This is a genomic window from Bradyrhizobium sp. U87765 SZCCT0048 (genome assembly GCF_018131225.1).
In the GTDB taxonomy this organism is placed as follows: Bacteria; Pseudomonadota; Alphaproteobacteria; order Rhizobiales; family Xanthobacteraceae; genus Bradyrhizobium_A.
This window is the reverse complement of the sequence record NZ_JAFCMM010000001.1, coordinates 2,891,300-2,915,070: the sequence shown is the minus strand read 5'-3', so window position 1 is coordinate 2,915,070 and position 23,771 is coordinate 2,891,300. Positions and strand designations below refer to the sequence as shown.

The following is a 23,771-nucleotide window of genomic DNA, read 5'->3' as shown; positions in this document are numbered from 1 at the left end:
CCGCGGCCCAACCAACGAGGGAGAAGACCCATGGCTCACCACATGATGACACGTCGGCGGCTGCTGCAGGTCGGCGCCAGCGGCCTTGTGACCACTACCGTTCTCGGCGGCGGGCTGCTGACGCCGGGCACGGCTGAGGCCAGACCTTACAAATCTCCCTTCACCTGGATTTCGCCGCGCGGCACGATCGAGGTGATGGACGACTACCCCTACTGGGTGGCGAGGAAGATGGGCTACTTCGGCGACCTCGGGGTCGACACCAATATGGAGCCGGGGCCCTCGGACGGGACCGCGGTCGTGAAATTCCTGGCAGTGCAGCAGGCCGATATCGGTTTTCCCTCGCCAGGCGTCCTGTCGTTCGCTGTCAATGCGGGGATGGATCTCGTCTCGGTCTTCGGCAGCGGCTGTCTCGATCTCTTCAATGTCGCCTTCCGCAAGGGCGAGGGCGTCAAGGATCTGAAGCAGCTCGAAGGCAAGACCGTGCTTCTCGGATCGGCCGCCTGGCAGTCGATCTGCGACCCGATGTTTGCCGCCGTCGGCGTCAATCCCGGGAAGATCACCTATGTCGAGGCCGGTTGGCCGACATGGACCACTGCGCTTGCCAGCGGACAGGGGCATGCCTGTCTCGCCTGGGAGGGCCTGAGGGCTGATCTCGGTGCAAAGGGCCTCAAATTCGACTCCTGGCTGGGTATGCGCGGTTCACCGCTGCCGTCGAATTCGCTGGTCGTACGGAGGTCGGACCTGGGGGATTCCGACCGGCTGGTCTTGCTGAAGAAGTACCTGAAGGGATGGGCCATGGGCAGCGAATTCGCCGACCGCAATCCGCGCGCCGCGGCAGACGTCGTCTTCAACGCGTTGCCGACGACCAGGGCGAACTACGGTCCGCGCGCAGGCACGGAAAGCCTCATGCAGATTCACCGCACGTTCAAGGGCAATATGGCGGCGCGCGCAGGGTGGGGCGAGCACAACATCCCGGCCTGGGACAGCTTCTTCAAGACGCTCAAGGCCATCGGCCAGTCGCGTATCGATATCGAGACCACCCGCTATGTCACCAACGAATTCATCGCTGGCGCGAACGACTTCGACAAGGCGAAGGTTCATGCCGACGCCGATGCGTATCCTTTGCCGAAGGATCTCGCGGCGATCGACATGGCTGATGTCGAAGCGAATTTCTACAACAACGTGATCAACTAACGAAACCAGCGGTACTGGCGGCGTGTGGACTGGAGCATGGCACGCTCCCGGTCACATGAGGGGCCAGACACAGTATCGGCCGCGCAGGCCTCGCCGGGCACTGATCTCTACCGCCTGGCGAGGGCTCGCATTCGGCCTGATGCCCCAAGCAGAGAGGCAATCAGACATGGCGCAGTTCATCAACGCCAGGGAAGACATCGTCCAGGAGGCCCTTGACGGCCTGGTTGCCGCTTCTGGTGGCCAGCTTGTCCGGCTGGACGGCTATCCATTCATACGCGTGATCGCCCGGTCGGACTGGAATCACTCCCGCGTCGCCGTGATCTCCGGCGGCGGATCGGGGCATGAACCGGCACATGCCGGCTTCGTCGGCCCGGGCATGCTGACGGCGGCTGTCTGTGGCGATGTTTTCGCGTCTCCGTCCGTCGATGCGGTGTTGTCGGGAATCCTGGCCGTGACGGGGGCCGCTGGCTGTGTCCTGATTGTCAAGAACTACACCGGCGATCGCCTGAACTTCGGCCTCGCCGCCGAACGGGCCCGCGCGCTGGGCAGGAAAGTGACAATGGTGATTGTCCAGGATGATATTGCCATCCCGGATATCGGCCGTCCTCGCGGCATCGCCGGAACGCTCTTCGTGCACAAGCTGGCGGGAGCGGTGTCCGAGAGTGGAGGTGACCTGGATGCGGTGACCGCAGCGGCGCGTCGCGCGGCCTCCCGTGTCATGAGCATCGGGATGTCACTGGACACCTGCACGGTGCCCGGTTCGCCCAGGGAAGATCGAATCCAGTCGGGAGAGATCGAGCTGGGGCTTGGTATTCACGGGGAAGCTGGCGCCGCGAAATTTCCCTATCTTGGTGCGCGTCAGGCCATGGCTGATGCCGTTGCAAGATTTCTCCCGAGAATGAGCGGCAACAGCTATGCGGCGCTTCTGAACAATCTCGGCTCCACAACCGCTCTCGAAATGTCGATCCTGGCCGAAGAATTGCGACGGTCCGCCGTCGGCCCCGCGGTGTCCCATATCGTTGGTCCTGCCGCGATGATGACGGCCCTCGATATGCACGGCTTTTCGCTGACGCTCTATTCGCTGAACACCGAGGACGAAAAGCTGCTGACCGCGGAAACGCCACTGCGGACCTGGCCGGGGCTCAGGACCTTCGTGGCGCCTCGCATCGTACCGCTGCCCGATGGCCTGGCTCGTCTGCGGCCAACGCCTTCCGCTGAGCCGGCCACCGAGGAATTTCTCATCCGCTGCTGCAAGGCGCTGATCGCCGCCGAGGCCGATCTCAACGCGCTCGATGCCAGAGCAGGCGATGGCGATACCGGCACAACTCTTGCCGGCGCAGCGAGCGCCCTGATCCAGAATATCGGCCAGCTTCCCCTGTCGGATCACACACAGCTCTATCGTGCGCTGGGGCAGGAACTCAGTCAGACCATGGGAGGTTCTTCGGGGGTCCTGCTCGCGATCTTCTTTGCTGCTGCGGGGGATGCGGTGTCAAACGGTCACAGCCTGATGAGCGCACTCAAGGTTGGACTCGCGAGAATGCAGGAGGTGGGGGGCGCGCAACCCGGCGACAGAACCATGATCGATGCGCTGCTGCCCGCCCTTGATGCGTTGCCGCAGGGGGCGACTTACGCAGCCCGTGCGGCAAGAAAGGGGGCGAACCTGACGGCCACCATGTCCAGGGCGGGTGCTGGACGGTCAGCCTATATCGGCGCCGAACAGCTGCAGGGGCACGCGGACCCCGGGGCAGAAGCCGTTGCAAGATTGTTCGAGAGCTTGTGTTGAGGCGGCGCTGAACAAATTGCTGTTCGTATCGGCGGCAAGACTTCCTTCGACCTGAATTGTTGTACGTCGGCCGTCGAGAAACTCGTCGGAAGTTCAGAGGACAGTCCGCGGTTGACCTTGTGATCCACGACGGCGCTCCGAAAGGGGCGCCGTTTGTCATTGCAGCAGTGTGGTTGCGATCGCGTGCTGCGCACGCGGGATCCCACGGCGAGATGTGATCATCAGTCGCGCTGGCGGCGCTACGCTACCAACTCGGTGGGAGCCCGATCTCTCTGGTTCCATTTTGCGGTTCCTTAATATTCTGTGACTGGAACACGCGCGCTGTTAACTGCTCGTTAACCGACATTGCTCAATTTCGGTTAACCAATGACAAACTTTTCGAAGCAGAGAGCGCTCACTCATGGATTCCAAGGTGCAGCCGCAACGTCAGGTCATGCGCCTCCGTGGCCGGTCCTACGTCGCGTTCGTATTCTCGCCGTTCATGCCGATCATGGACTGGCTCGAGGAAATCGATGCAACGCTGGCGCACTCACCCGGCTTTTTCGCAGGTCGCCCGATCGTGCTCGATCTCTCCGGCGTCGAACTGAGCTCGCATGGCATCGCGCATCTTGTCTCAAGTCTCGAGAACCGGGGTGTGCGCGTCCTTGGTCTCGAAGGTATTGATTCGAACGGGCTGGCGCCTGGCTTGCCGCCGGTGCTGAGCGGCGGGCGCGGTTGCGTGGTCGAACAGGCGCAGCCGAAGCAGGCCGAGGTCCAACCGCCACCGCCGGCCCCGTCGCTTCTGCTTCAGAATCCGGTCCGTTCGGGGCAGCGGATCGTCTTCACCGAAGGCGATGTCACGGTGCTCGGTTCGGTTGGCTCGGGCGCGGAGATCGTCGCGGGGGGCTCCATCCACGTCTACGGGACGCTGAGAGGCCGGGCGATGGCCGGCATCAACGGCAACTCGGCTGCGCGAATCTATTGCCAGAAGATCGAGGCCGAACTTTTGGCCATCGACGGCTACTACCAGACCGCAGAAGAAATCGGTGAAACGCTGCGCCGGCAGCCCGCGCAGGCGTGGCTCGACGGCGAGGTCATGCGGATCACGCCGCTCAACTAACAGATACAGGAGACTAGAGATGGCCAAAGTCTTGGTCGTGACATCGGGCAAGGGCGGCGTCGGCAAGACCACGTCCACAGCGGCGCTGGGCGCGGCGCTCGCCCAGCGGGGTGAGAAAGTCGTTGTGGTCGATTTCGACGTCGGCTTGCGCAATCTCGACCTGATCATGGGAGCGGAACGGCGCGTCGTCTTCGATCTCATCAATGTCGCGCAGGGCGTGGCGAAACTCTCGCAGGCCCTCATCCGGGACAAACGGCTCGAAAGCCTCTGGCTGCTTCCGGCGTCACAGACGCGGGACAAGGATGCGCTGACGGACGAAGGTGTTCGCGACATCATCGCGGACCTGCGCACCAAGTTCGACTGGGTGATCTGCGACAGCCCGGCCGGTATCGAGCGTGGTGCGACGCTGGCCATGCGCTACGCGGATGAAGCCGTCATCGTCACCAACCCTGAAGTCTCGTCCGTTCGCGATGCCGATCGCATTATCGGAATGCTGGATTCCAAGACGGTGAAGGCTGAAAAGGGCGAGCAACTCAAGAAGCACGTGCTGATCACCCGCTACGACACCGCCCGTGCGGCCCGCGGTGAAATGCTCAACATCGACGACATTCTCGAAATTCTCGCGACGCCGCTGCTCGGGATCATTCCCGAGAGCCAGGACGTTCTGAAGGCCTCCAATGTCGGCTCTCCGGTGACATTGAACAACGCGGCGAGCGCGCCCGCCAAGGCCTATATCGACGCGGCGCGGCGCCTTGGCGGCGAGACGGTTTCCATGGTGGTGCCGTCCGAACAGCGCAAGGGACTCATGGAGCGTCTGCTTGGACGGAGAGCGGCATGAGCATGAACCTTCTGAACCTGCTGCGCCGCCGCACCGGTTCGGCGCCAGTGGCGCGGGAAAGGTTGCAAATTCTCCTGGCGCACGAGCGGGGTCTGCGCAACCAGCCCGACCTGCTCGATGTTCTGCGCGCGGAGATTCTCGCCGTGGTCTCACGACATGTCGTACTGGATCCGGAGAAGGTGATCGTCCGGATGGACAGGGGCGAGGTCGTCTCGACCCTTGAAGTGGATATTGAAGTCCCGAACGGCTTTGACAAGCGGATGGCGGTTGCCAGCTGACTGGGCCATCCAACGCTCCGCGCTTGCCACGGCGCGTGACTGACATGGCATCAAGGTCATCCTGGCGGCTGGCTGTTGCTCGCCGCCATTTGTAGTTCGCCCGCCAGATCGGACGCCTACGGCGTCGTCCGGCGATACCTTTGGTATCCTCATGTGTGGAGATCAAAACATGGAACTTCTGATTCCGCCCCGCCACAAGGGCCTGTTCCCATCGCTCAGAGACCAGCTCAGGAGTGAGCACACCAAATGCGGACCGGTCACCTGGCATGGCTATCTTCGCGTCGTCACCGACGACCAGGATGTCATCGATCAGCTCAAGCAGAAGCTCGACGCCCAGCCGGTCTAGCGTCCTGCCTCCCCGCAGGGGCACAACCAAGTTCGGATTTTAGCGGATCCGATGTGAAAATGGCCCGCTTGATGCGGGCCATTTTGTTTTGGAAGCCATGGTGTGTTTTTGGCCGTCTGCAGGGGCGGCGGTATTCGGCCCCTGACAATCCGGCCGGTCTCTGTATGCCCGAAGCCCCGCGCAATGGCGCCATTCGGTCATCCGGTGTCGTGAACGCGGAGCCCGGCTGGCCGGGCTCCGGTCGTGGTTTGCGCGGAGCTACTGCTTCTTCCGCGTCGCATCGACATTGAGGCCGAGCAGCTTCCAGGCGTGGTTGTTCTGGACGAAGCGCAGGCGGTACTTCACCTCCATGTCGTCGGTCTTGAACACACCGGCGAGGACGAGCGCTCCCTCGTTGTCGAATACGGCCTTTTCGGAAGACGCGTACTCGGCCGTGACCACGTCCTCGAAGAACAGTTCGTTCTTGCGGAACGGCTCGAACGCCGCCTGCAACTTATCGGCACTGAGCTGCGACTGGAATTCCTTCGACGCCTTGCCGAACAGGACGGAATAGTTGTTGGTCATGTTGGCGTCGTTGAAGGTCATCAGGGCGGTGCGAATGAGGACGTCCTGTTCGTCGTCCCCGGGAATCTCGGTCGCGGCGTGCAGCGGCGCAACGGAGATCAATGTCCAGGCGAGCAATGCGATGACGGCCGCCAGTCCGCGGCCCGAGCGCCATAGCTTTGTGAGGTAGTTCGAAGTCGGTGTCATGGAAGCCCCTGTCGATGAAAGTCTGTCGTCCTCAGCCGTGCCATTCCTGTGGTTCGATATTGCCGGAGCGAGCGAAATGACGAACCCACGTCCGGCTCGATCAGATCTGCGCAGCGGTTGCCTCGCGCAGGCGGAGATATGGCCTGTCGTCATGCGATGCTTTGCAGTGATCGAATATGGTTTCGGCGCCGCCGCGGCCATGCACAGTCATGACCGGCGCACATGTTCGCGTCAGTACATGCGTGGAAAGGCTCGTAGCTTCGGCAACAAATGGAAATAAACCGATCGTGTCGAAAAACTGGCTCATCCCCAATCCCAAAAGTCCCTCCGAAACAGTCAGGTCCTCACCTAGCATCAATCGGTGCGTTGCGACATAGCGCCGCGGCCCTTGCCGGGATTGTCGGCCGGAAAATTTTGGAATGACCGCCTGCCGCCAGCGCCAGGGACGGGCTGTCGTCGGTCGCTGACACGGGCCCTGGTGTCTGCCGCAGGCTGGGGTCGTGCTGGAAAATTCGCCTTCGAAGGTCGTAGCTGCGATGAGCCGTTTTGCCATCTCAGCTCTGGCGGTCCCGCTGCTGCCGCCGGGCGCATTCGGGTTGCCACTGCCGCCGCTGTTGCCATTGCCGATGCCGCTCCCTGCGCCGCCCGTGCCGGCGGTCGTGCCGTTACCGGTTGGCGCCCTTGCCTGTCATGCGAGGTCTATCTTGCGAGGCGTCGCTTCAGGATGGGGATGCGGGTAAAGCCGGAAGTCTGCTGCCGCGTGATCGTCCGGGGGGCTGGCCATGTCGCCATGCGGGAATGCCCCGGCTTGCTGGCCAGGAAGCGAGTTTCTAAGCTCTGCGCCGACGCATTCAATTTCAACTGGAGCGGCCATGGATCGCATCGACGCGATGAAAGTCTTCGTGTCCGCCGTCGATGAGGGCAGCCTTGCCGGCGCGGGACGGCGGCTGCGTCGGTCGCCGGCGGCGGTCAGCCGGGCGATTGCATTCCTGGAGGCGCATGTCGGCTCGGAGCTGCTGCATCGCACGACACGGTCGCTGAAGCTCAGCGAGGCGGGCGAACGCTATGCCGCGGCCTGCCGCCGTGTCCTGACCGAGCTCGAGGAGGCGGACCTGCTCGCCGGCGGTGAGAAGGCCGCGCCGCGCGGCACGCTGACGCTGACGGCGCCGGTGATCACCGGCGAGGATGTGTTGCGGCCGGTGCTCGACGCCTTCATGGACGAATACCCGACGGTGTCCGTCCGCCTGCTGCTGCTCGACCGGCCGGTGAACCTGATCGACGAGGGCATCGACGTCGCCCTGCGCATCGCCCACCTGCCAGATTCCAGCTTTGTCGCCACGAAGCTCGGGGAGGTTCGCCGCGTCGTCGCTGCGGCGCCAGGCTATCTCGCGCAGCACCCCGTGATCGGCGAGCCGGCCGACCTTGCCAAGCAGCGCATCATCGCCATGACCCATTTCGGCATCGATTCCTGGAGTTTTCCGCCGCGCAAGGGCTCGTCGGTCCCGCGCACGGTGCAGTTCGCGCCGCGGCTCGTCGTCAACACGGTGCGGGCGGCGGTGGCGTCCGCAGCGGAGGGCCATGGTGTCACGCGGCTGTTCTCCTATCATATCGCCGAGGAGATCCGGGACGGGCGGCTGCAGATCCTGCTCGCCGCCGACGAGCACCCGCCGCTGCCCGTCCATCTGCTGGCGCCGCAGGGGCGCTTCGGGGTGCCCAAAGTGCGGGCTTTCGTCGATTTCGCCGTGCCGCGCCTGAAACGCTATTTTGAGCGGCTGTCGCGCGAGGCCAGCCACAACGCCGGCGCCATGCGTGCGCGGCGTACACGTCGCAGCGCCCGATAGGGGGCGATCGCCGTCACGCTCTGGCTTCCGGCCATCGGATCGACCGATCGCACCATCGGTTTTGTCCGTTTCCGAATGTCGCGCAAGTCTGGGAAACCTGCCCGCAGCGTTGGACATCAAGGAAAGATGGTGGATATGACGGTCGCAGATGCCAGAGTTCTCATCGCGGGTGGCAGTTCGGGTATGGGGCTTGCCCTGGCGCAGCGCTGTCTCGCCGATGGCGCGCATGTCTTCATCGTCGGGCGAAATCAGGAGAGGCTGAACCGCGCCGGCAAGCACCTCGGCGGTGGCTCTCGTCTGGAAGCCATCGTAGCGGACGTTACCCGCGAGAGTGACGTCGCTGGCCTGTTCGCGCGGGTCGGGGAGCTCGATCACATCGTGTGCACTGCCGCCGATATCCGCGGTGCCTACGAACTGCTGCCCGCGCTGGATCTCGACGCTGCGCGGCGAGCCGTGGAAAGCAAGGTCTTCGGTCCGCTGCTGCTCGCCAAACATGGGGCAGGGCGGCTCGCGCCGTCCGGCTCGATCACGCTGACGTCCGGCATTGCCGCCTATCGCCCCCTGCCGCGCGGAACGGTCGTCGCGGCCGTCAATGCCGCCCTCGAGGGGCTCGTTCGAGCTCTTGCGGTCGAGTTGGCGCCGCAGCGGGTCAACGCGGTGTCGCCGGGATGGGTCGACACGCCGATCTGGGCCTTCGTGGCGGGTGACAGGAAGGACGAGATGCTCGACACCATGGCGAGGCGCCTGCCGGTCGGCCGGGTCGGGCGTGCCGCCGATATCGCCGAGGCCATCACCTTTCTCATGAACAGCACGTTCACGACGGGGACGGTGCTGCATGTCGAGGGTGGTCACCGTCTGATCTGACGATCGTCACCCATTGGTCCGCAGCCGCCAGAAACAGCTTCAACGCAGGCGGTTGAACACGGCGGCGGCGCCAGATCAGGATGAGCTGCGCCGCAGTCGCGATGCTCGGCCAAGCGCGTTCGACCACCTCGCCGCGATCGAGCAGGCCGCTGACGGCGAGGCGGGGGACAAGCGCACTGCCGGCGCCGGCAGCGACGAGCCGGCCGATCGCGGCGATGCTGCCGACCTCAGAGGCAATGACCGGCGCAACGCCGGCCTCGGACAATGCCTTGTCGAACAGGTGGCGGTAGACGCATCCACGTTCCGTGGCAATGAAACGAGATGGTGCACTTGCGGCGATGTCCGCCGCAGCCGCCTTTTCAGTCCCGTTGGCAGGTCCGATCAGAACGAGCGGTTCGGAAGAGATGACGCGCTTGGCCAGCCGTTCGTCGATCGGGCCCTTGTCGAAGCAGAACGCGGCATCGATGGCGCCGTCAGCAACGCCTTGTTGCAGCTCGCCACTCCCCGCGATTTTCAGGTGTACGGCGATCTCCGGCTGTTGCTGCTGGAAGGAGCTGAGCCATTGCGGCAGCCTCGTGGCGCCAATCGTTTCCAGCGCACCGAGCGTCAGGGTCCCGCCGTCCAGGGCCGATGCGGAGGCTACCGCAGCCCGGGCCTCGTCTGCGAGAGCGAGGATGTCTTCGGCATAGACCTTGAGCGCGTCGCCCGCTGGCGTGAGGTCGAGGCCTTGCCGAGTCCGCACGAAAAGCTGCGCGCCGAGGTCTGCCTCCAGGGCCTGGATCTGGTCGCTGACGCTGGACTGGGCGAGGTGAATCTCGTCAGCGGCTCGCGTGACATTGCGGGTGCGGACCACGGCGAGGAAAGTCTTGAGAAATCTGGGGTGCATCGATGTCTTTGTGAGTGGCGGTTGCCGCATGTTACTTCGGTGCGGGCCACCTGGGTATGACTGATCGCCCGCCGGCCTCCTTCTATTCCGACGTGGGCGCGCGGTCGCCGTTCGCGCGAGGCCAGCGGCAATGCCGGCGCCATTCGTTCGCCGCGCGGAAGAGTGACTGCCGCATGACGGGCATTCGCGCGCCCCGCGGAAGACCCTAGCCTCTCTTCATCGTCAACGCGAGGCGGCAAGGCCGCTTCGGCAACCGATGGAGAGCTATCATGGGTGCAGAGCAGAAGGTCGTCGTCATCACCGGCGCATCGCAGGGCATCGGCGCGGGGCTGGTCGAGGGCTTCCGTAACCGCAACTACCGCGTCGTCGCCAACTCCCGCGCGATCAAGCCGTCGTCGGACGCGGGCGTGCTGGCCGTCGCTGGCGACGCCGGCGATCCGGCCACCGCCGAACGCATCGTGTCGCAGGCGCTGGATCGGTTCGGCCGCATCGATACGCTCATCAACAACGCCGGCGTCTTCATCGCCAAGCCGTTCACTGACTACACGGACGAGGACTATGGGGCGGTTCTCGCGGTCAATCTCAACGGCTTCTTCCATCTCACCCAGCGCGTGGTCCGGGAGATGGTGAAGCAGGGCTCCGGCCATATCGTGCAGATCACCACGAGCCTCGTCGATCACGCCAGCAGCAGCGTTCCGTCGGTGCTGGCCTCGCTGACCAAGGGCGGGCTGAACGCGGCGACGAAGTCGCTGGCGATCGAGTATGCGGGCAAGGGCATCCGAGTGAACGCGGTGGCGCCGGGCGTGATCAAGACGCCGATGCACGCGCCGGCAACGCACGATTTCCTGGCCAAGCTGCACCCGGTCGGTCGCATGGGCGATATCAAGGACATCGTCGACGCCGTGCTGTTCCTGGAGAGCTCGGGCTTCGTCACCGGCGAGATCCTGCATGTCGACGGCGGCCAGAGCGCCGGCCACTGATCCGCACAGCTTGCACAGGAGATCATCACCATGCCGATCGTCACCATTCAGGTCACGCGCGAGGGCACTGCCCCGGGGACGACATCCGTGACCGCGGCCGAAAAGGCAGCACTCATCAAGGGCACGAGCGAACTGCTGCGCGACGTGCTCGGCAAGCCGCTCGAAGCGACCTTCGTCGTCATCGAGGAGGTCGATGTCGAGAACTGGGGTTGGGGCGGATTGCCCGTCCTCGATTATCGCAAGGCGCGCTCGTCCTGAGCGAGGTGACGGATGGCGGCGCATCTCCGCCGCCATCCGTCATCGCTGGCAGCGATGGCTGCTATCGCAACTCTTCGTTTTTCAGCCCGTCATCTCAGGCTTAAGGCTATGTCCATGTCGCGCACCAATGCCGGTCATCATCACAACGCCATGGCGGCTCGCCAGCACGATGCTGGTGGTCCGGTCTGGCTGTCCGCCACCGCGGGCCTGTGCGCCTCGCTGGTCGGCCTCGGTCTGGCGCGCTTCGCCTACACGCCGCTGATTCCGGCGCTGATTGCAGCGAAGTGGTTCACGCCGTCGCAGGCGGTGTATCTCGGCGCGGTCAATCTCGCCGGCTATCTCGCCGGGGCGCTGGTCGCGCGCAGCCTTGGCCGGCGGCTGGGGGCGGTGGGCACCCTGCGCGGGGTCATGGTTCTGGCATCGCTCTGCTGCTTCGCCTGCACCGTGCCGTTGTCATTCCTGTGGTTCTTTGCCTTCCGCTTCCTGGCCGGCCTGACCGGGGGTGTGATCATGGTGCTCGCCGCCTCGACGATCCTGCCGCACACCGCGGCGAACAAGCGTGGTCTCGTCGGCGGCGTGATCTTCGCCGGCGTCGGCCTCGGCGTCGCCGCATCCGGCACGCTCGTGCCGCTGCTGCTCCAGCAGGGACTGATGCAGGCCTGGATCGGCCTCGGTGCGTTGTCGGCGATGTTGACGCTGGCGAGCTGGAAGGCATGGCCGAGCGATGTGGCGGTGAAGGCCGAGGCGCCGGCCGCGCGCACCGCGCGCTCGCCCCTCGTCGTGCTGTTGTGCGCGCAATACGGCCTCAACGCGCTCGCGCTGGTGCCGCATATGGTGTTTCTCGTCGATTTCGTGGCGCGTGGACTGGGGCAGGGCATTGCGGCCGGCGCGCGCTACTGGGTGCTCTATGGTCTCGGCGCCGTCATCGGGCCGCTCCTCGCCGGGCATCTCGCCGACCGTTCGGGCTTCGCACCGGCGTTGCGCGTGGCGCTGCTGATGCAGGCGATCGCGGTTGTGCTCCCCGTGATCAGCACGGCACCAGCGGCGATGATCGTATCGAGCCTCATCGTCGGCGGCTTCACGCCGGGCATCGTGCCCCTGGTGATCGGGCGCATTCACGAACTCGTGCCGCACAGCGTGGCCGTCCAGCGTGCGGCATGGGCCCAGGCGACCACGACCTTCGCGGTGTTTCAGGCCGCAGGCGCCTATGGTCTGTCGTTCGTCTTCGAGCGCACCGGCGGCGACTATGCGCTGCTGTTCATGATCGGCGCAGCAGCGGTCGCCATCGCACTGGTCATCGATCTGCTCGGCGCGGTGGTTGTTGGGCGGAACTGAGCGAGGCGCCCCTTGCGTTCGATCGGAGCACTCGCCTGTCGCGAGTCCCGGCGCCGGCTCAGCGGGTGACGAACGTCCACAGTCTATCGCGAATCGCATTGGCGTCGATCAGCCGGGCCGCCGCATCGTCGCGTCCTTCGATCCAGCTGAAACTGGCGCGGGGGCGGTAAACCAGCTCGACGATCTCGCCGCGGTGATTGTACAGCTCGATGAAGCCATCCTGGACGCCGGCGAGGTTCGCGATCTCGCGCAGCGCCTGGTCGAACGTGGCGAAGACGGTGCGCTCGCCGGTGCCGCCGCCGGTTCTCGGGTTGTCGAAGCGCAGCGATATTCTCGGGCAAGGTGGCCGGTTCCAGCGCGAGGTCGGCACCAGCCGTCCGCGCAAGGCGTGAAAGTCTTCAGGCGTTTCGTCGCCGGAAAATTCACAGCCAAAGATCGGGATGCAGAGCGTTGTCCGCATCCGCTCGGCGTCGAGCCGCCCTTTGAGCTCCGCATGATAGTGCGGCGGGACTTCGAGCAGATGGGTGAAGCCGTAGTGGTTCGGCTGCAGGTCGCGCTTGCTCGGGCGCACGACGCCTGTACATCCCGCCTGATGCAGCACCTGTGCGGCAAAGGCGTCGTCGACCAGATCCTCCGAGACGAGCAGCGGGGTGCAGCCATCCGCGCCGCACAGTCTGACATAGGTGTGGATCGTGCGCCCCGGCAGCTCGTCGCCGCAGCGAACGAGATCCGTGCCGATCGTTTCGACGGGGTAGAACTGGTTCCGCAGTTTTTCGAGCGTGAGCATGATCCGTCCCAGCGTTGCGATCAGGCCGTACGGTGACGATGGGCGGAAAGCACGGCGCCGTCACCCGTCGTCAGTCGCGTGACGGCGAGGCCGGCAGCGTCGCGATCAGCTTGCCCAGCAGGTTGGCCAGCGTTTCCTGTTCCTTGCGCGACAGCCCGGCGAGCAGGCGGCGCTCGTTCTCGACATGGCGGGTGATGATGTCGTCGATCAGCGTGAAGCCTTTCCTGGTCAGAGCGACGATCGTCCCGCGCCGGTCGGCGGGGTCGTCCTTGCGCTGCACCAGCCCGGCCTTTTCCAGGCGGTCGATCCGTCCGGTCATGGCGCCGGACGTCACCATCGTCGCATCGTAGAGCGCGGTCGGAGTCAGCGCGTGGGGCGGTTCGGCACGGCGCAGCGTGGCCAGCACGTCGAATTCGCCGGCTGGCAGGCCGCTCGCTTGCAGGAATGGACGCAGATGGTCATGGGCCACGGCGTGAGCGGCCTCGGCGAGCCTGCCGAAGACCATCATCGGCAGGCCATCGAGGTCGGGACGTTGCGTCTTCCACTCATCGATCGCGCGGGCGGCTCGGTCCATCGGAATCTCACATTCGGTTGATCGTGGTATCTGTCTCATTGAAAAGAATCTTAGATATAAGATATGTCGCCGACATGAGCGGAGCGGATGAGCGCTCCCGCCCACATTCGGAGAAACCATGATGTTGTCCAGCCTTCGTCGGCGGGCTCGCGCAGCCGTGTTCGGATTTGCGCTGATCTGCGGCCTTGCCGGCGCCGCCCAGGCGCAGTCGGTCAAGCCCGTCTACGACCAGCTCACCCCCGACAACAGCGTCCTGCTGCTCGTCGATTTTCAACCGCAGTACGTCTTCTCCACCCGTTCCCAGCCCATCGACGCCATAGTGAACAATGCGCAGGCGCTTGCAAAGGCGGCGCGTGTCTTCAAGGTCCCGACGATCCTCAGCACCATCGTCGCCAAGGGCTTCGCCGGACCGCTGCTTGCCGATCTTCAGGCGGTCAATCCCGACCAGCAGCCGATCGACCGCACGGTCATCAACGCGTGGGCGGATGCGCGGGTGCGCGACGCGGTGCGCGCGACCGGGCGCAAGAAGCTGATTATCGCGGGGCTGTGGACCGACAACTGCGTCATGCTGCCGGCGCTTGCCGCCCTCAAGGACGGCTATGACGTCTATGTGGTCGCTGATGCCAGCGGCGACTATGACGAACTGTCGCATCAGCAGGCCATGGCTCGTCTCGTCCAGGCTGGGGCCGTGCCCATAACCTGGCTGCCAGTCATGCTGGAATGGCAGGCCGACTGGGCGAACAGCGCGACCGCCGGCCCGGTCAACCAGATCATGCGTGAGCATGCCAAGGCGATTGCGGCAGGATCCCAGTATCTGCGAGCGATGAAATAGACGGGGCGTGGCAAGATCGAACATGCGCGGTATGCCGGCGTGTTCGATCCCGCGATCACCGCGGCGCCGGCGTGCGGCCGAACTACCGCCGCACGGTCAGGCCGAGGCCCGCCAGCAGATGGCTCGAGTGGCTGTTGAGGCCGGCGCCGGCGCGCGCGTCGAGTGCGATGTCGCGCGTGACAAAGTAGACCACGCCCCCGACCGCGTAGTGCTGGGGGCTGGTGGACGCGAGGCCGCCGCGCGGATAGTAGGCGTCCCACTCCGCGAACACTTCCAGCGATTTCGACAGCTGGAAGACGCCGGTCAGGCCTGTCGCGATCAGATGCTGGTAGCCGCCGAGCTCGTCACGCACCTGGTTGTTGGCGACCAGCAGCTCGATGCCGAACCTGTCCTTGAGCACTTCCCAGCCGAAGTCGGCATTGAGGCCGGGGAGCACACGCCCGGCGGTGGTGGTGCTGGCGCCGGTCGGGACCGTCATCTGCGGAATCAGCGCGGTCGCGGGCAACAGGCCGTCCTGGGCGGTCAGGGCGACCTTGGCGCCGAGGTAAAGGTCCTGCGCGCCGATCGCGGTGCGCGTTACGCCGTTGACCGTCCGTCGCTCGCTCAGCACATTTTGTCCGACACGCATCTCGAACCAGTCGGCGAACATGCCGACGCGCAGCAGGGACTCAGGCATGGAGTGCGACTGGAGCTGGCTGCCGTTCCGCGTGAAGGTGTAGCCGCCCTCCAGCACCGCGCGGCCCAGGCCGGCGGTTGTGCTGGCCTCAGGGAAATGCGGCCGGTCCGGATCGACATGATCGTTCCTGGAGTCGTCCACGGCCGATGCGTCGGCAGGGAAAGGGCCCAGCGGTGTCTTGCGCGCCTCAGGACTTTGCGGTGCCTGCATCGGCTGCTGCGCTCGGGCGCCGCCCGGCACGACAAGCGTCAGAACGCAGACGAGCGCAACGATCCCTTGCACGATTGTTCCCCCGGGTGCCCAAGGTCGGCTATCGGGACCAGCGCGTCAAGCGCGAGCGTCGGTCAATAGACGCTCGCGCCGTCGAATTTGGCCTTATACGCGATCGGGCACAGTACCTTGAACGTGCTGATCATCTCCGGTGTCCTGCACGCGGAGCAGTTGCCGGCGAGCTTTTCATCGCGGTGGTTCTTCCAGTCGGTTTGAATCAGGGGTGGACCATCCTTCTGCTCTATCGCATGGGTCGCCACCAGCGTGTAGTTGCCGAACTCGGTATAGATGGTGTTGATGCCGCAGCGTGCCCTTCGTCTGGTCAGTTGCTCGGTGTTGTTTTGCAGCTTTTGACGAACACACGTCACGACCTCCCGGGCGTCGGCGAGGTCGTTATCGCGCGGGGTCGCATTGCGGTTGCAGTCCTCGACGAGATCGGCGAGCTCGCGACGGAACATGACAGTGGCGTTCTCGGTGTTGGTATGCTCCAGCGTGACCACCGTGGCATCGCCGATGTGTGCGCCAAGCAGGATCTTGAAGGTGGGATCGACGAGCGGGGCATCGAGCTCGAGCATGCGCTTGAGATAGAGAATCTCCATGCACTGCGTGTCGCTGCCGCAGCTTTCGCGGTCCTTCAGCCATGCGGTCTGATCGGTCGTCAGCTTGGTCTTGTCCGCCGGCGCGGCCTTGCGCGCCTTCGCCTTGAAGGCCGATGCGGCAACCACGTCGAGATTGGCGAGGCCCGCGTTTTGGCAGATGGTCTTTTCATCGACCTTGTTCGCAGCGTCACAGGCGAAACTCTGGGCATGACCATCGGTCCCCTGCGCCATGCTCAGCCACAGCGTTGCGGCGATCAGCAGGCTCCAGCGGCGGAGCGACGGCCGGCCGCCTTGTCGAATTGAAGCGTTCATTCCCTGCCGATCTCCTTTTTCCAGCCTCGCGGCGGATGCCACCCTAAGGCGAAGATGAGGGAACTCAATCCTTCCCGTTGAGGGCCGGCAAGACGGCAGCGTGGACAAGGCCAGCAGGCCAAGCGGTCGACGGAAGTCAAAATCCACCCTTGTCATTTATCAAAATACATTATATTTAATCGTATAATGAAATTCCAGACGGAGACCAGGTTCATGCGGACGGTGCGCATCACGGAGAAGCTTTCGGTCGCGGCCCAGCCGCCATTGACCACGTTCGCGGCGTTCCCGCAGGCCGGATTTGCGGCCGTCATCAACAACCGTCCCGACGGCGAGGACGCCGAGCAGCCGGGAACAGCGGCGGAAGCGGCAGCTGCGCAGGCTGCGGGTCTTGGCTACACGCACATTCCCGTCGCCGGCCCGACGATCACCGAGGCCGATGTGCGCCGCTTCCAGGAGACGGTTGCCGCCTGTAACGGCGCCGTGCTGGCGCACTGCAAGGGCGGCACGCGCGCCCTGACGCTGCATGTGATCGGCGAGGTGCTGGACGGCCGCATGGCGATCGACGAGGTGCGCGGTTTCGGCGAAGCACATGGGTTCGATCTGGCCGGCGCGGAAGCGTGGCTGCGCCGCCGGCAACAATCGGGGGCGTCATCATGACCATGACCGCATCCACGGCCCGGCCCGTCACGACCGCGCAACGCCCCGACGTGCAGGGCTTCTTCGACCCGCGCACCTGGAGCATCCAGTATGTGGTGTCGGATCCGGCGACGGGCGCCTGCGCCATCATCGATCCGGTGCTCGACTTCGACGAGAAGTCCGGCGCTGTTGCGACCACCAGTGCGGACGCGCTGCTGGCTCATGTCGCCGCGCGCGGCCTGAAGGTCGAGTGGATTCTCGACACCCATCCGCATGCCGACCACTTTTCCGCCGCTCAGTACCTGAAGGGCAAGACCGGCGCGCCGACGGCGATCGGCGAACATGTGATCGCGGTGCAGAAGCTGTGGAAGGACATCTACAACCTGCCGCAGCTCGCGACCGACGGCTCGCAGTGGGACCGGCTGTTCGCCCATGGCGACCGCTTCACGGTGGGGACCATCGACGGCCGGGTGCTGTTCTCGCCCGGACATACGCTCGCCTCGATCTCCTATCTGATCGGGGATGCGGTGTTCGTGCACGACACGCTGTTCATGCCCGACAGCGGCACCGCCCGCGCCGATTTCCCCGGCGGCAGCGCGGAGGCGTTGTGGGCCTCGATCCAGGACATTCTGGCGTTGCCGGATGCGACGCGCGTGTTCACCGGGCACGACTACCAGCCCGGCGGCCGGCCGCCGCGCTGGGAAAGCACGGTCGGCGAGCAGAAGCGCGCGAATCCGCATGTCGTGGGCCAGGACGCGGCGAGCTTTGTGGCGTTGCGCCGTCTGCGCGACGCCACGCTGCCGATGCCAAAGCTCATTCTGCACGCCCTGCAGGTCAATATCCGTGGCGGCCGCCTGCCCGAGCCGGAAGGCAATGGCCGCCGCTACCTCAAGTTTCCGCTGGACGCGCTTGCGGGCGCGGCATGGGGATGAGCATGACGATAATGGACAAGATCGACAGAGCCGGCGCCGGAATGACGGCTGCCGGCGCGGAGATGGCAAGCCGTGCGGACGAGGTCGCCGATCTCCTGCGCACGCTCGCCAACCGCAACCGCCTGATGATCGTGTGCACGCTGGTCGGTGGGGAATATGCGGTGGGCCAGCTCGAGGACGAACTCGACATCCATCAGCCGACGCTGTCGCAGCAGCTCACCGTGCTGCGCGCCGCCGGCATCGTCGAGACGCGTCGCGAGGCGAAGCAGATCTTTTATCGGCTCACCGACGAGAAGGCCGCGCGGCTGATCGAGGCGCTGCATGACATCTTCTGCGCCGATGCCGGGCAGCCGGCGAAACGGTCGCGCTCCACGGGGGTGAAATCATGACGGCCTATGGCGCTTCGCTCGCCGGCGGGCTGCTGATCGGCCTGTCCGCCGCGCTGCTGCTGGTGCTCAACGGCCGTGTCGCGGGGATCAGCGGCATCGTCGGCCGCCTCGCGCAGGGCATCCAGCTTCCTGTCAATCTCGCTTTCGTGCTCGGCCTGATCTGCGGGCCCCTGATCTATCGCGCGGCCTTCGGCCATTGGCCGGAGGCGACGATCACGTCCTCGCCGGCGCTCCTGATGGCGGGCGGATTGCTCGTGGGCTTCGGCTCCCGCATGGGCTCGGGCTGCACCAGCGGCCATGGCGTGGTTGGTCTCGCGCGGCTGTCACCCCGCTCGATGGTCGCGGTGGCGACGTTCCTTGGCGCCGCCATCGTCATCGTCGGCATCATGAGGGCGATCGGATCATGACACGTTATCTCTCGCAGACAGTGGCCGCGCTGGCGTCGGGCGTGGTGTTCGGCTTCGGCCTGGCGTTGTCCGGCATGCTGGATCCCGCGCGCGTGCGCGGCTTTCTCGACATCGCGGGCGCATGGAATCCGGCGCTCGCCTTCGTGCTCGGCGGCGCCGTGATCATCGCGATGCTCGGCGTGGCGCTGGCGCGGCGGATGCGCCGGCCGCTGCTCGATACCGCCTTTCATCTCCCGCCGACAACGGCGAAGCCCGACCGCAAACTCGTCGTCGGCTCGGCGCTGTTCGGGGTCGGCTGGGGGCTCGTCGGACTTTGCCCCGGACCCGCGGTCGCCTCCCTCGTGACCGGCCGCACCTCCGTGCTGATCTTCGTCGCGGCGATGCTCGCCGGCATGGTGCTGCACGACCGCCTGACGGCCGCCATCGAAACGGCCTCGCTGGCCCGGGAGGATGCATGATTGCCCAAGCCATGACGGCCGTCGGCTCCGGCGGCCTGGTCGGCTTCACGCTCGGCCTGATCGGCGGCGGAGGTTCGATCCTGGCGACGCCGCTGCTGCTCTATGCGGTGGGCGTCGCGCAGCCGCACATCGCGATTGGCACCGGGGCCCTCGCGGTGTCGGTCAATGCCTATGCAGGGCTCGTCGGCCATGCCCGCAAGGGCCATGTATGGTGGCGCTGTGCGCTCGTGTTCGCGATGATCGGCGCACTCGGGGCGCTCGCGGGTGCGGCGCTCGGCAAGGCGATGGACGGCCAGCGCCTGTTGTTTCTGTTCGGGCTCGTGATGCTCGCCGTCGGCGGGGTGATGCTGCGGCCGCGCGCCGTCGCGGGGGCCGCGCCGGCACAGGCCGATCGCCGGATGTGCCTGCTGACCGCGCTGATCGCGGCGGGCGCCGGCGCAGCATCCGGCTTTTTCGGCATTGGCGGCGGCTTCCTGATCGTGCCCGGCCTCATCCTCGCCACCGGCATGCCCACCATCAACGCGGTGGGATCATCGCTGTTGGCGGTCGGCACGTTCGGACTGGCGACCAGCCTCAGCTATGCCTCGTCGGGGCTGATCGATTGGCCGGTCGCAGCCGAGTTCATCGGCGGCGGCATCGGAGGCGGTGTCCTCGGCACGGTCATGGCGTCCCGCCTGGCGGCGCACCACGGCGGTCTCAACCGCCTTTTCGCGGCGCTGATCTTCGTGGTGGCGGCATTCATCCTGATACGCAGCGGCCTTGCGATCGCACATGAGGGATGAGCGGTCGGGGCCGTGGCGGGTCTACAGCAGCAACAGGCCGCGCCTGATGCCGATGGCCACCGCGTCGGTGCGGTTGCGCGCGCCGAGCTTGGCGAGCAGAGCCCCGACATGGAATTTGGTGGTGGCGAGCGAGATCTCGAGATCGCGCGCGATCATCTTGTTGGATGCACCGGCGGCGAGGCGCTCCAGCACCTGCCGCTCCCGGGCCGTCAGCGGCTCGCCGGCGGTCGCATCCGCATCATGGTGGTCCGTGGCGGCTGTGCGCCCAGCGACGGGGCTGGTGATCCGGTAGCCACGGGCCGCAAGGCCGATCGCCGCCTGCAGCGTGGTCGCATCGGCATCACGCGAAAGATGACTGGCCGTCACCGCGGTCGCCGCGTCGTCACCCAGCACAATGACGGAGCCGGGCTGCTCCTCGAACATATCGGTCAGCACGACGTCGGCGTCGTCGGGATCGCTGATCTCGATCTCGGGCAGGTGCCGCAACTGCGATCGCACCCGGCGCTCCAGCAGGCGATCGACAAAGGTGAGGCCGACCAGCACCACGGTGTCCTCCGCTGCCGATGCCGCTGCCGATGCCATGCCGCCGGGATCGCCTGCGCTTCGCATGCGGCCTATTTAAGCGGCCGCTCAGCGATCACAATGTCCACGGTGGCGGACTGCTGGGCCCGCAGCAAGCCGAGTTTGACGGTCGTGCCGACGCTGTCCGGCCCAAGCCGTTGGAAAATGTCCCGCACCCCCCTGATCGCCTCGCCGTTCCAGCTGACGATGCTGTCGCCGACGAGGAGCCCGGCCGCGGCTGCGGGGCCGCCGTCGTCGAGCCGGACGACGATTGCGCCGACGCCGCGATGGCCGTCGCTCAAGGGATGCAGTTGAACGCCGATGTAGCCTCGCGCGATGGAGCCTGCGGAGGCGAGCCGGTCGACGATCCGGCTGATCGTCTCGGCGGGAATGACGATCGCGGTGCGCCGTGGTCCGAAGGCTGCAAGGCCGATCAGGTGCCCGGCCGCATCCACGATCGCGCCGCCGTGCGCGCGCTGCGGAAGCCGCAGATCGAGGCGGATCCTGCGGTCGATCGTTCCGCCAAGTGTGCTGCGCCAGGCTCCGCCTGTTTCCGCGACGATGCCCGCCGCGACGCATTCGGAAGTCGCGCTGCGCCCGATCGCCAGGGCGAAATCCCCGGGGAGGACCTCAGCCGCCGGCGCCAGGAGCGGGGGATCAATATCGGCTTTGTACAACGCGAGGTCGGTGGAGGGATCGCGACCGACCAACTCGGCGTCGATCTGTCGACCGTCCCTGGCGTGGAGCTTGATCTGATCGCCGGCCGCCTCGTCGGCGCTGACCACGAGGCCCTTGCGCCAGGCGATGGCGCTGGCGCAGGAGCCGTCCTCGTTCTGGAGGGCAAGCACGCGGTCTGCCCATGATATCACCAGGTGCCGGACGCTGCCCGGTCCGTCGCTTGCCATCGCCATCTCCCATCGTCGTTCGATGGCAGATGGTGCGCCTTGCGCGGACGCCGCGCCACTGGTCCGATGGCCAGGTGAACGGCCGATGATCCGGTGATGGCGGTGCTATGCACCGCCGATCAGGATGCCGACGGCAAGGACGATGGCGCCGCCGAGCACGATCTGGAACACAGCCCGCAGGAACGGTGTGTCCATATAGCGGGCGCGGATATAGGCGATCACCCACAACTCGACGAAGACAACAAGGCCGGCGATGGCGGTGGCGATCCAGAACGCGTTCGGCCAGCTGTCGGGCACGAGGTAGGGCACGGTATGGCCGAGGCCGCCTAGCGTCGTCATCAGGCCGCAGATGCCGCCGCGCAGCCACGGCGAGCCGCGGCCGGTCATCGAGCCGTCGTCGGACAGCGCTTCCGCAAAGCCCATGCTGATGCCGGCGCCGATCGATGCGGCGAGGCCGACCAGGAATGTCTGCCAGTTGTGGTGGGTGGCGAAGGCCGCAGCGAACAGCGGCGCCAGCGTCGAGACCGAGCCGTCCATCAGGCCGGCGAGGCCCGGCTGGACATACTGCAGCACGAACATGCGATGGCTGGTGCGATCCTCCTCGGCCCGCACATCGGGACTGAGGATGGTGTCGGTGAGCTTGATCGCGCGGGTCTCGTGGCCACGCTCCATTTCGGCGAGGTCGCCGAGCAGCTTGCGTACGTGCACGTCCTTGGCCTGCGCGGCCGCCTTGTCATAGAAGCGCGCGGCCTCGAACTCCATCGTCTCGGCTTCCTTGCGGACGGTGTCGAGCGGCAGGTTCTTGGTCAACCAGATCGGACGGCGACGCAGGAAGCCCCTGACGTCCTCGCGCCGGATCGGCGGCAGGTTGGTGCCGAAGCGCTGTTCGTACATTTCCAGCAGCATGTGCCGGTGGCCCTTCTCCTCGTCCGCCATCTCCTCGAAGATCTTGGCGGACTCCGGATAGCGCCCCGCGAGGTCCTCGGCGAAGGCCATGTAGATGCGGCTATCCTCCTCCTCGGAGGCGATGGCCACGGCGAGGATCTCACGCTCGGTCAAATCGGCGAAATTCTTCATGGGATTGAACTTTTGATCACTTTAGAATTATTCTAAATAGATATCGGAGAAGGGCGGCGGGGTCAACCGGGCGGCGGTGCAATTGGCGCTTTGCGGAGCCTGATCTTCGTAATATGGCTGGGGTCACATCCATATCGCTGGAATATGTCGGTGGAGCTTCGCCATCTTCGCTATTTCGTCGCCGTCGCCGAGGAGGGGCACATCACCCGCGCGGCCGAACGGCTTGGCATGCAGCAGCCGCCGCTCAGCCAGCAGATTCGCGCGCTGGAACGCGAACTCGACGTGCAACTGCTCCGCCGCAAGCCGCGCGGTGTCGAGCTGACCGATGCGGGCCGGGCGCTGCTCGCGGATGCCCAGGCGATCCTCGCCCATGTCGATCACGCTTTCGCGACCACACGGCGCACTGCGCGCGGCGAGGAAGGGCGAATTTCGGTGGGGTTCACCAGTTCGGCCCCGTTCCATCCGTTCGTGCCGCGGGTCATCCGCGCATTCCGCGAAAGCTATCCGCTGGTGGCGCTGACGCTGGAAGAGAGCGGCACCAACGAGCTGATCGACAATCTGCGCAACGAGCGCGTCGATGCCGTGTTCATCCGCACGCCGGTGTCGGATCCGCAGGGCCTCGTCATCACGGCCCTGCTCGAGGAAGCGATGCTGGTGGCGCTCCCGGATGGCCATCGGCTTGCGCAAAAGCATGATGCGCTCGCGCTGAGCGCACTGGCCAGCGAGACCTTCGTGGTGTATCGCCGGCCCAACGGCGCCGGTTTTTACGACGCGATCATGGCGGCGTGTCTCGCCGCCGGATTCAGCCCGCTCGTCGGCCAGGAAGCTCCCCGTATCGTGGCGACGCTGAACCTCGTGGCCGCCGGTCTCGGCATTTCGGTGGTGCCGGCGTCGCTGCAGCGCATGCACCTCGATGGCGTGGTGTATCGTCGTCTGGAGGGGCCGTCGCAACCGACCGCACCGCTGCGTCTCGCCACGCGCCGCGGCGACACCTCCGCCGCCGTGCGCCGTTTCGTGGAGCTGGTGGGCCGGACGGCGACAAGTTTCGATGCCGGCCATGATGAGGCCGGTTCCTGATGCGGCTGCGGCGTGTGATGCCGGCAACGCATTGCCGCCTGCAAC

The 23,771-nt window shown here is 65.7% G+C and carries 27 protein-coding genes and 1 pseudogene; 18 read left to right on the top strand and 10 right to left on the bottom strand.

The features are described from left to right. Positions 1–30 precede the first annotated feature (30 nt). From JQ639_RS12950 to JQ639_RS12925, 6 genes are all read left to right on the top strand, one after another. Positions 31–1,194, top strand: a complete 1,164-nt coding sequence (locus JQ639_RS12950; protein WP_211966479.1) for an ABC transporter substrate-binding protein — start codon at positions 31–33, stop codon at positions 1,192–1,194. Positions 1,195–1,360: 166 nt separating this feature from the next. Further along, positions 1,361–2,977: a dihydroxyacetone kinase subunit DhaK gene (locus JQ639_RS12945; protein ID WP_211966478.1), complete on the top strand. Its 1,617-nt coding sequence runs from the start codon at positions 1,361–1,363 to the stop codon at positions 2,975–2,977. Between the two features lie 400 nt (positions 2,978–3,377). Next, positions 3,378–4,076: a septum site-determining protein MinC gene (gene minC / locus JQ639_RS12940; RefSeq protein ID WP_211966477.1), complete on the top strand. Its 699-nt coding sequence runs from the start codon at positions 3,378–3,380 to the stop codon at positions 4,074–4,076. Between the two features lie 19 nt (positions 4,077–4,095). Then, positions 4,096–4,914, top strand: coding sequence for a septum site-determining protein MinD (gene minD, locus JQ639_RS12935; protein WP_211966611.1), 819 nt, complete (start codon positions 4,096–4,098; stop codon positions 4,912–4,914). Further along, positions 4,911–5,192: a cell division topological specificity factor MinE gene (gene minE, locus JQ639_RS12930; protein ID WP_211966476.1), complete on the top strand. Its 282-nt coding sequence runs from the start codon at positions 4,911–4,913 to the stop codon at positions 5,190–5,192. The genes minD and minE overlap by 4 nt, the downstream gene beginning before the upstream one ends. A 169-nt stretch (positions 5,193–5,361) precedes the next feature. Then, a complete protein-coding gene (locus JQ639_RS12925; protein ID WP_211966475.1) occupies positions 5,362–5,538 on the top strand; it encodes a hypothetical protein in 177 nt (58 codons plus the stop codon). Positions 5,539–5,796: 258 nt separating this feature from the next. On the opposite strand, the gene JQ639_RS12920 is transcribed toward JQ639_RS12925, so the two are convergent. Together JQ639_RS12920 and JQ639_RS12915 are read right to left on the bottom strand one after the other, a co-directional pair. Then, positions 5,797–6,288 carry a hypothetical protein gene (locus tag JQ639_RS12920; protein ID WP_211966474.1) on the bottom strand — a complete coding sequence of 164 codons (492 nt, stop codon included), beginning with the start codon at positions 6,286–6,288 and terminating at the stop codon, positions 5,797–5,799. A 100-nt stretch (positions 6,289–6,388) separates the two neighbouring features. After that, on the bottom strand, positions 6,389–6,595 hold the full coding sequence (locus tag JQ639_RS12915) for a hypothetical protein (RefSeq protein WP_211966473.1): 207 nt from the start codon (positions 6,593–6,595) through the stop codon (positions 6,389–6,391). A 565-nt stretch (positions 6,596–7,160) separates the two neighbouring features. Between JQ639_RS12915 and JQ639_RS12910 the strand changes: the two genes are divergently transcribed. Next, a complete protein-coding gene (locus JQ639_RS12910; protein ID WP_211966472.1) occupies positions 7,161–8,129 on the top strand; it encodes a LysR family transcriptional regulator in 969 nt (322 codons plus the stop codon). Between the two features lie 135 nt (positions 8,130–8,264). Next, on the top strand, positions 8,265–8,993 hold the full coding sequence (locus JQ639_RS12905) for an SDR family oxidoreductase (protein ID WP_371745072.1): 729 nt from the start codon (positions 8,265–8,267) through the stop codon (positions 8,991–8,993). Here JQ639_RS12905 and JQ639_RS12900 read toward each other — a convergent pair. Further along, positions 8,944–9,879 carry a LysR family transcriptional regulator gene (locus tag JQ639_RS12900; RefSeq protein ID WP_211966471.1) on the bottom strand — a complete coding sequence of 312 codons (936 nt, stop codon included), beginning with the start codon at positions 9,877–9,879 and terminating at the stop codon, positions 8,944–8,946. The genes JQ639_RS12905 and JQ639_RS12900 overlap by 50 nt on opposite strands. A gap of 269 nt (positions 9,880–10,148) precedes the next feature. On the opposite strand from JQ639_RS12900, the gene JQ639_RS12895 reads away from it, so the two are divergent. From JQ639_RS12895 to JQ639_RS12885, 3 genes are all read left to right on the top strand, one after another. Next, a complete protein-coding gene (locus tag JQ639_RS12895) occupies positions 10,149–10,859 on the top strand; it encodes an SDR family NAD(P)-dependent oxidoreductase (protein WP_211966470.1) in 711 nt (236 codons plus the stop codon). Positions 10,860–10,889: 30 nt separating this feature from the next. Beyond that, positions 10,890–11,117: a tautomerase family protein gene (locus JQ639_RS12890; RefSeq protein WP_211966469.1), complete on the top strand. Its 228-nt coding sequence runs from the start codon at positions 10,890–10,892 to the stop codon at positions 11,115–11,117. A 114-nt stretch (positions 11,118–11,231) separates the two neighbouring features. Beyond that, positions 11,232–12,452 (top strand): YbfB/YjiJ family MFS transporter, encoded by a 1,221-nt coding sequence (locus tag JQ639_RS12885; protein ID WP_211966468.1) that lies wholly within the window; start codon positions 11,232–11,234, stop codon positions 12,450–12,452. A gap of 58 nt (positions 12,453–12,510) precedes the next feature. Here JQ639_RS12885 and JQ639_RS12880 read toward each other — a convergent pair whose 3' ends face one another. Together JQ639_RS12880 and JQ639_RS12875 are read right to left on the bottom strand one after the other, a co-directional pair. Further along, positions 12,511–13,239 carry a hypothetical protein gene (locus JQ639_RS12880; protein WP_211966467.1) on the bottom strand — a complete coding sequence of 243 codons (729 nt, stop codon included), beginning with the start codon at positions 13,237–13,239 and terminating at the stop codon, positions 12,511–12,513. A gap of 70 nt (positions 13,240–13,309) precedes the next feature. Then, positions 13,310–13,813, bottom strand: coding sequence for a MarR family winged helix-turn-helix transcriptional regulator (locus JQ639_RS12875; protein ID WP_211966466.1), 504 nt, complete (start codon positions 13,811–13,813; stop codon positions 13,310–13,312). A 121-nt stretch (positions 13,814–13,934) separates the two neighbouring features. Here JQ639_RS12875 and JQ639_RS12870 point away from each other — a divergent pair, with 121 nt between their 5' ends. Then, complete coding sequence (locus JQ639_RS12870) at positions 13,935–14,645, top strand: hydrolase (protein WP_211966465.1); 711 nt, start codon at positions 13,935–13,937, stop codon at positions 14,643–14,645. A gap of 82 nt (positions 14,646–14,727) precedes the next feature. Here JQ639_RS12870 and JQ639_RS12865 read toward each other — a convergent pair whose 3' ends face one another. Continuing rightward, entirely contained in the window at positions 14,728–15,462 is a 735-nt protein-coding gene (locus JQ639_RS12865) for a transporter (RefSeq protein WP_211966464.1), read from the bottom strand. Positions 15,463–15,665: 203 nt separating this feature from the next. Beyond that, on the bottom strand, positions 15,666–16,649 hold the full coding sequence (locus tag JQ639_RS12860) for a lysozyme inhibitor LprI family protein (RefSeq protein ID WP_211966463.1): 984 nt from the start codon (positions 16,647–16,649) through the stop codon (positions 15,666–15,668). Between the two features lie 66 nt (positions 16,650–16,715). On the opposite strand from JQ639_RS12860, the pseudogene blh reads away from it, so the two are divergent. The 5 genes and pseudogenes from blh (at position 16,716) to JQ639_RS12835 (ending at position 20,106) form a co-directional block, all read left to right on the top strand. Then, positions 16,716–18,070 (top strand): annotated as a pseudogene (gene blh / locus JQ639_RS12855) (bifunctional sulfur transferase/dioxygenase Blh). Between the two features lie 11 nt (positions 18,071–18,081). Beyond that, positions 18,082–18,459, top strand: coding sequence for a sulfite-sensing transcriptional repressor BigR (gene bigR / locus JQ639_RS12850; protein WP_249123069.1), 378 nt, complete (start codon positions 18,082–18,084; stop codon positions 18,457–18,459). After that, a complete protein-coding gene (locus tag JQ639_RS12845; RefSeq protein ID WP_211966461.1) occupies positions 18,456–18,866 on the top strand; it encodes a YeeE/YedE family protein in 411 nt (136 codons plus the stop codon). The genes bigR and JQ639_RS12845 overlap by 4 nt, the downstream gene beginning before the upstream one ends. Further along, positions 18,863–19,324: a YeeE/YedE family protein gene (locus tag JQ639_RS12840; RefSeq protein WP_211966460.1), complete on the top strand. Its 462-nt coding sequence runs from the start codon at positions 18,863–18,865 to the stop codon at positions 19,322–19,324. The genes JQ639_RS12845 and JQ639_RS12840 overlap by 4 nt, the downstream gene beginning before the upstream one ends. Continuing rightward, on the top strand, positions 19,321–20,106 hold the full coding sequence (locus JQ639_RS12835) for a sulfite exporter TauE/SafE family protein (protein ID WP_211966459.1): 786 nt from the start codon (positions 19,321–19,323) through the stop codon (positions 20,104–20,106). The genes JQ639_RS12840 and JQ639_RS12835 overlap by 4 nt, the downstream gene beginning before the upstream one ends. A gap of 21 nt (positions 20,107–20,127) precedes the next feature. Here JQ639_RS12835 and JQ639_RS12830 read toward each other — a convergent pair whose 3' ends face one another. The 3 genes from JQ639_RS12830 to mbfA form a co-directional block, all read right to left on the bottom strand. Next, positions 20,128–20,715, bottom strand: coding sequence for a response regulator transcription factor (locus tag JQ639_RS12830; RefSeq protein ID WP_249123068.1), 588 nt, complete (start codon positions 20,713–20,715; stop codon positions 20,128–20,130). Between the two features lie 5 nt (positions 20,716–20,720). Then, positions 20,721–21,572, bottom strand: a complete 852-nt coding sequence (locus tag JQ639_RS12825; RefSeq protein ID WP_211966458.1) for a S1C family serine protease — start codon at positions 21,570–21,572, stop codon at positions 20,721–20,723. A 105-nt stretch (positions 21,573–21,677) separates the two neighbouring features. After that, positions 21,678–22,649 carry an iron exporter MbfA gene (mbfA, locus tag JQ639_RS12820; protein ID WP_211966457.1) on the bottom strand — a complete coding sequence of 324 codons (972 nt, stop codon included), beginning with the start codon at positions 22,647–22,649 and terminating at the stop codon, positions 21,678–21,680. 144 nt (positions 22,650–22,793) lie between these two features. Here mbfA and JQ639_RS12815 point away from each other — a divergent pair, with 144 nt between their 5' ends. After that, the gene (locus JQ639_RS12815) at positions 22,794–23,726 is read left to right on the top strand and encodes a LysR family transcriptional regulator (RefSeq protein WP_502748157.1); all 933 of its coding nucleotides are present in this window, start codon (positions 22,794–22,796) and stop codon (positions 23,724–23,726) included. The last annotated feature ends 45 nt before the right edge of the window (positions 23,727–23,771 follow it).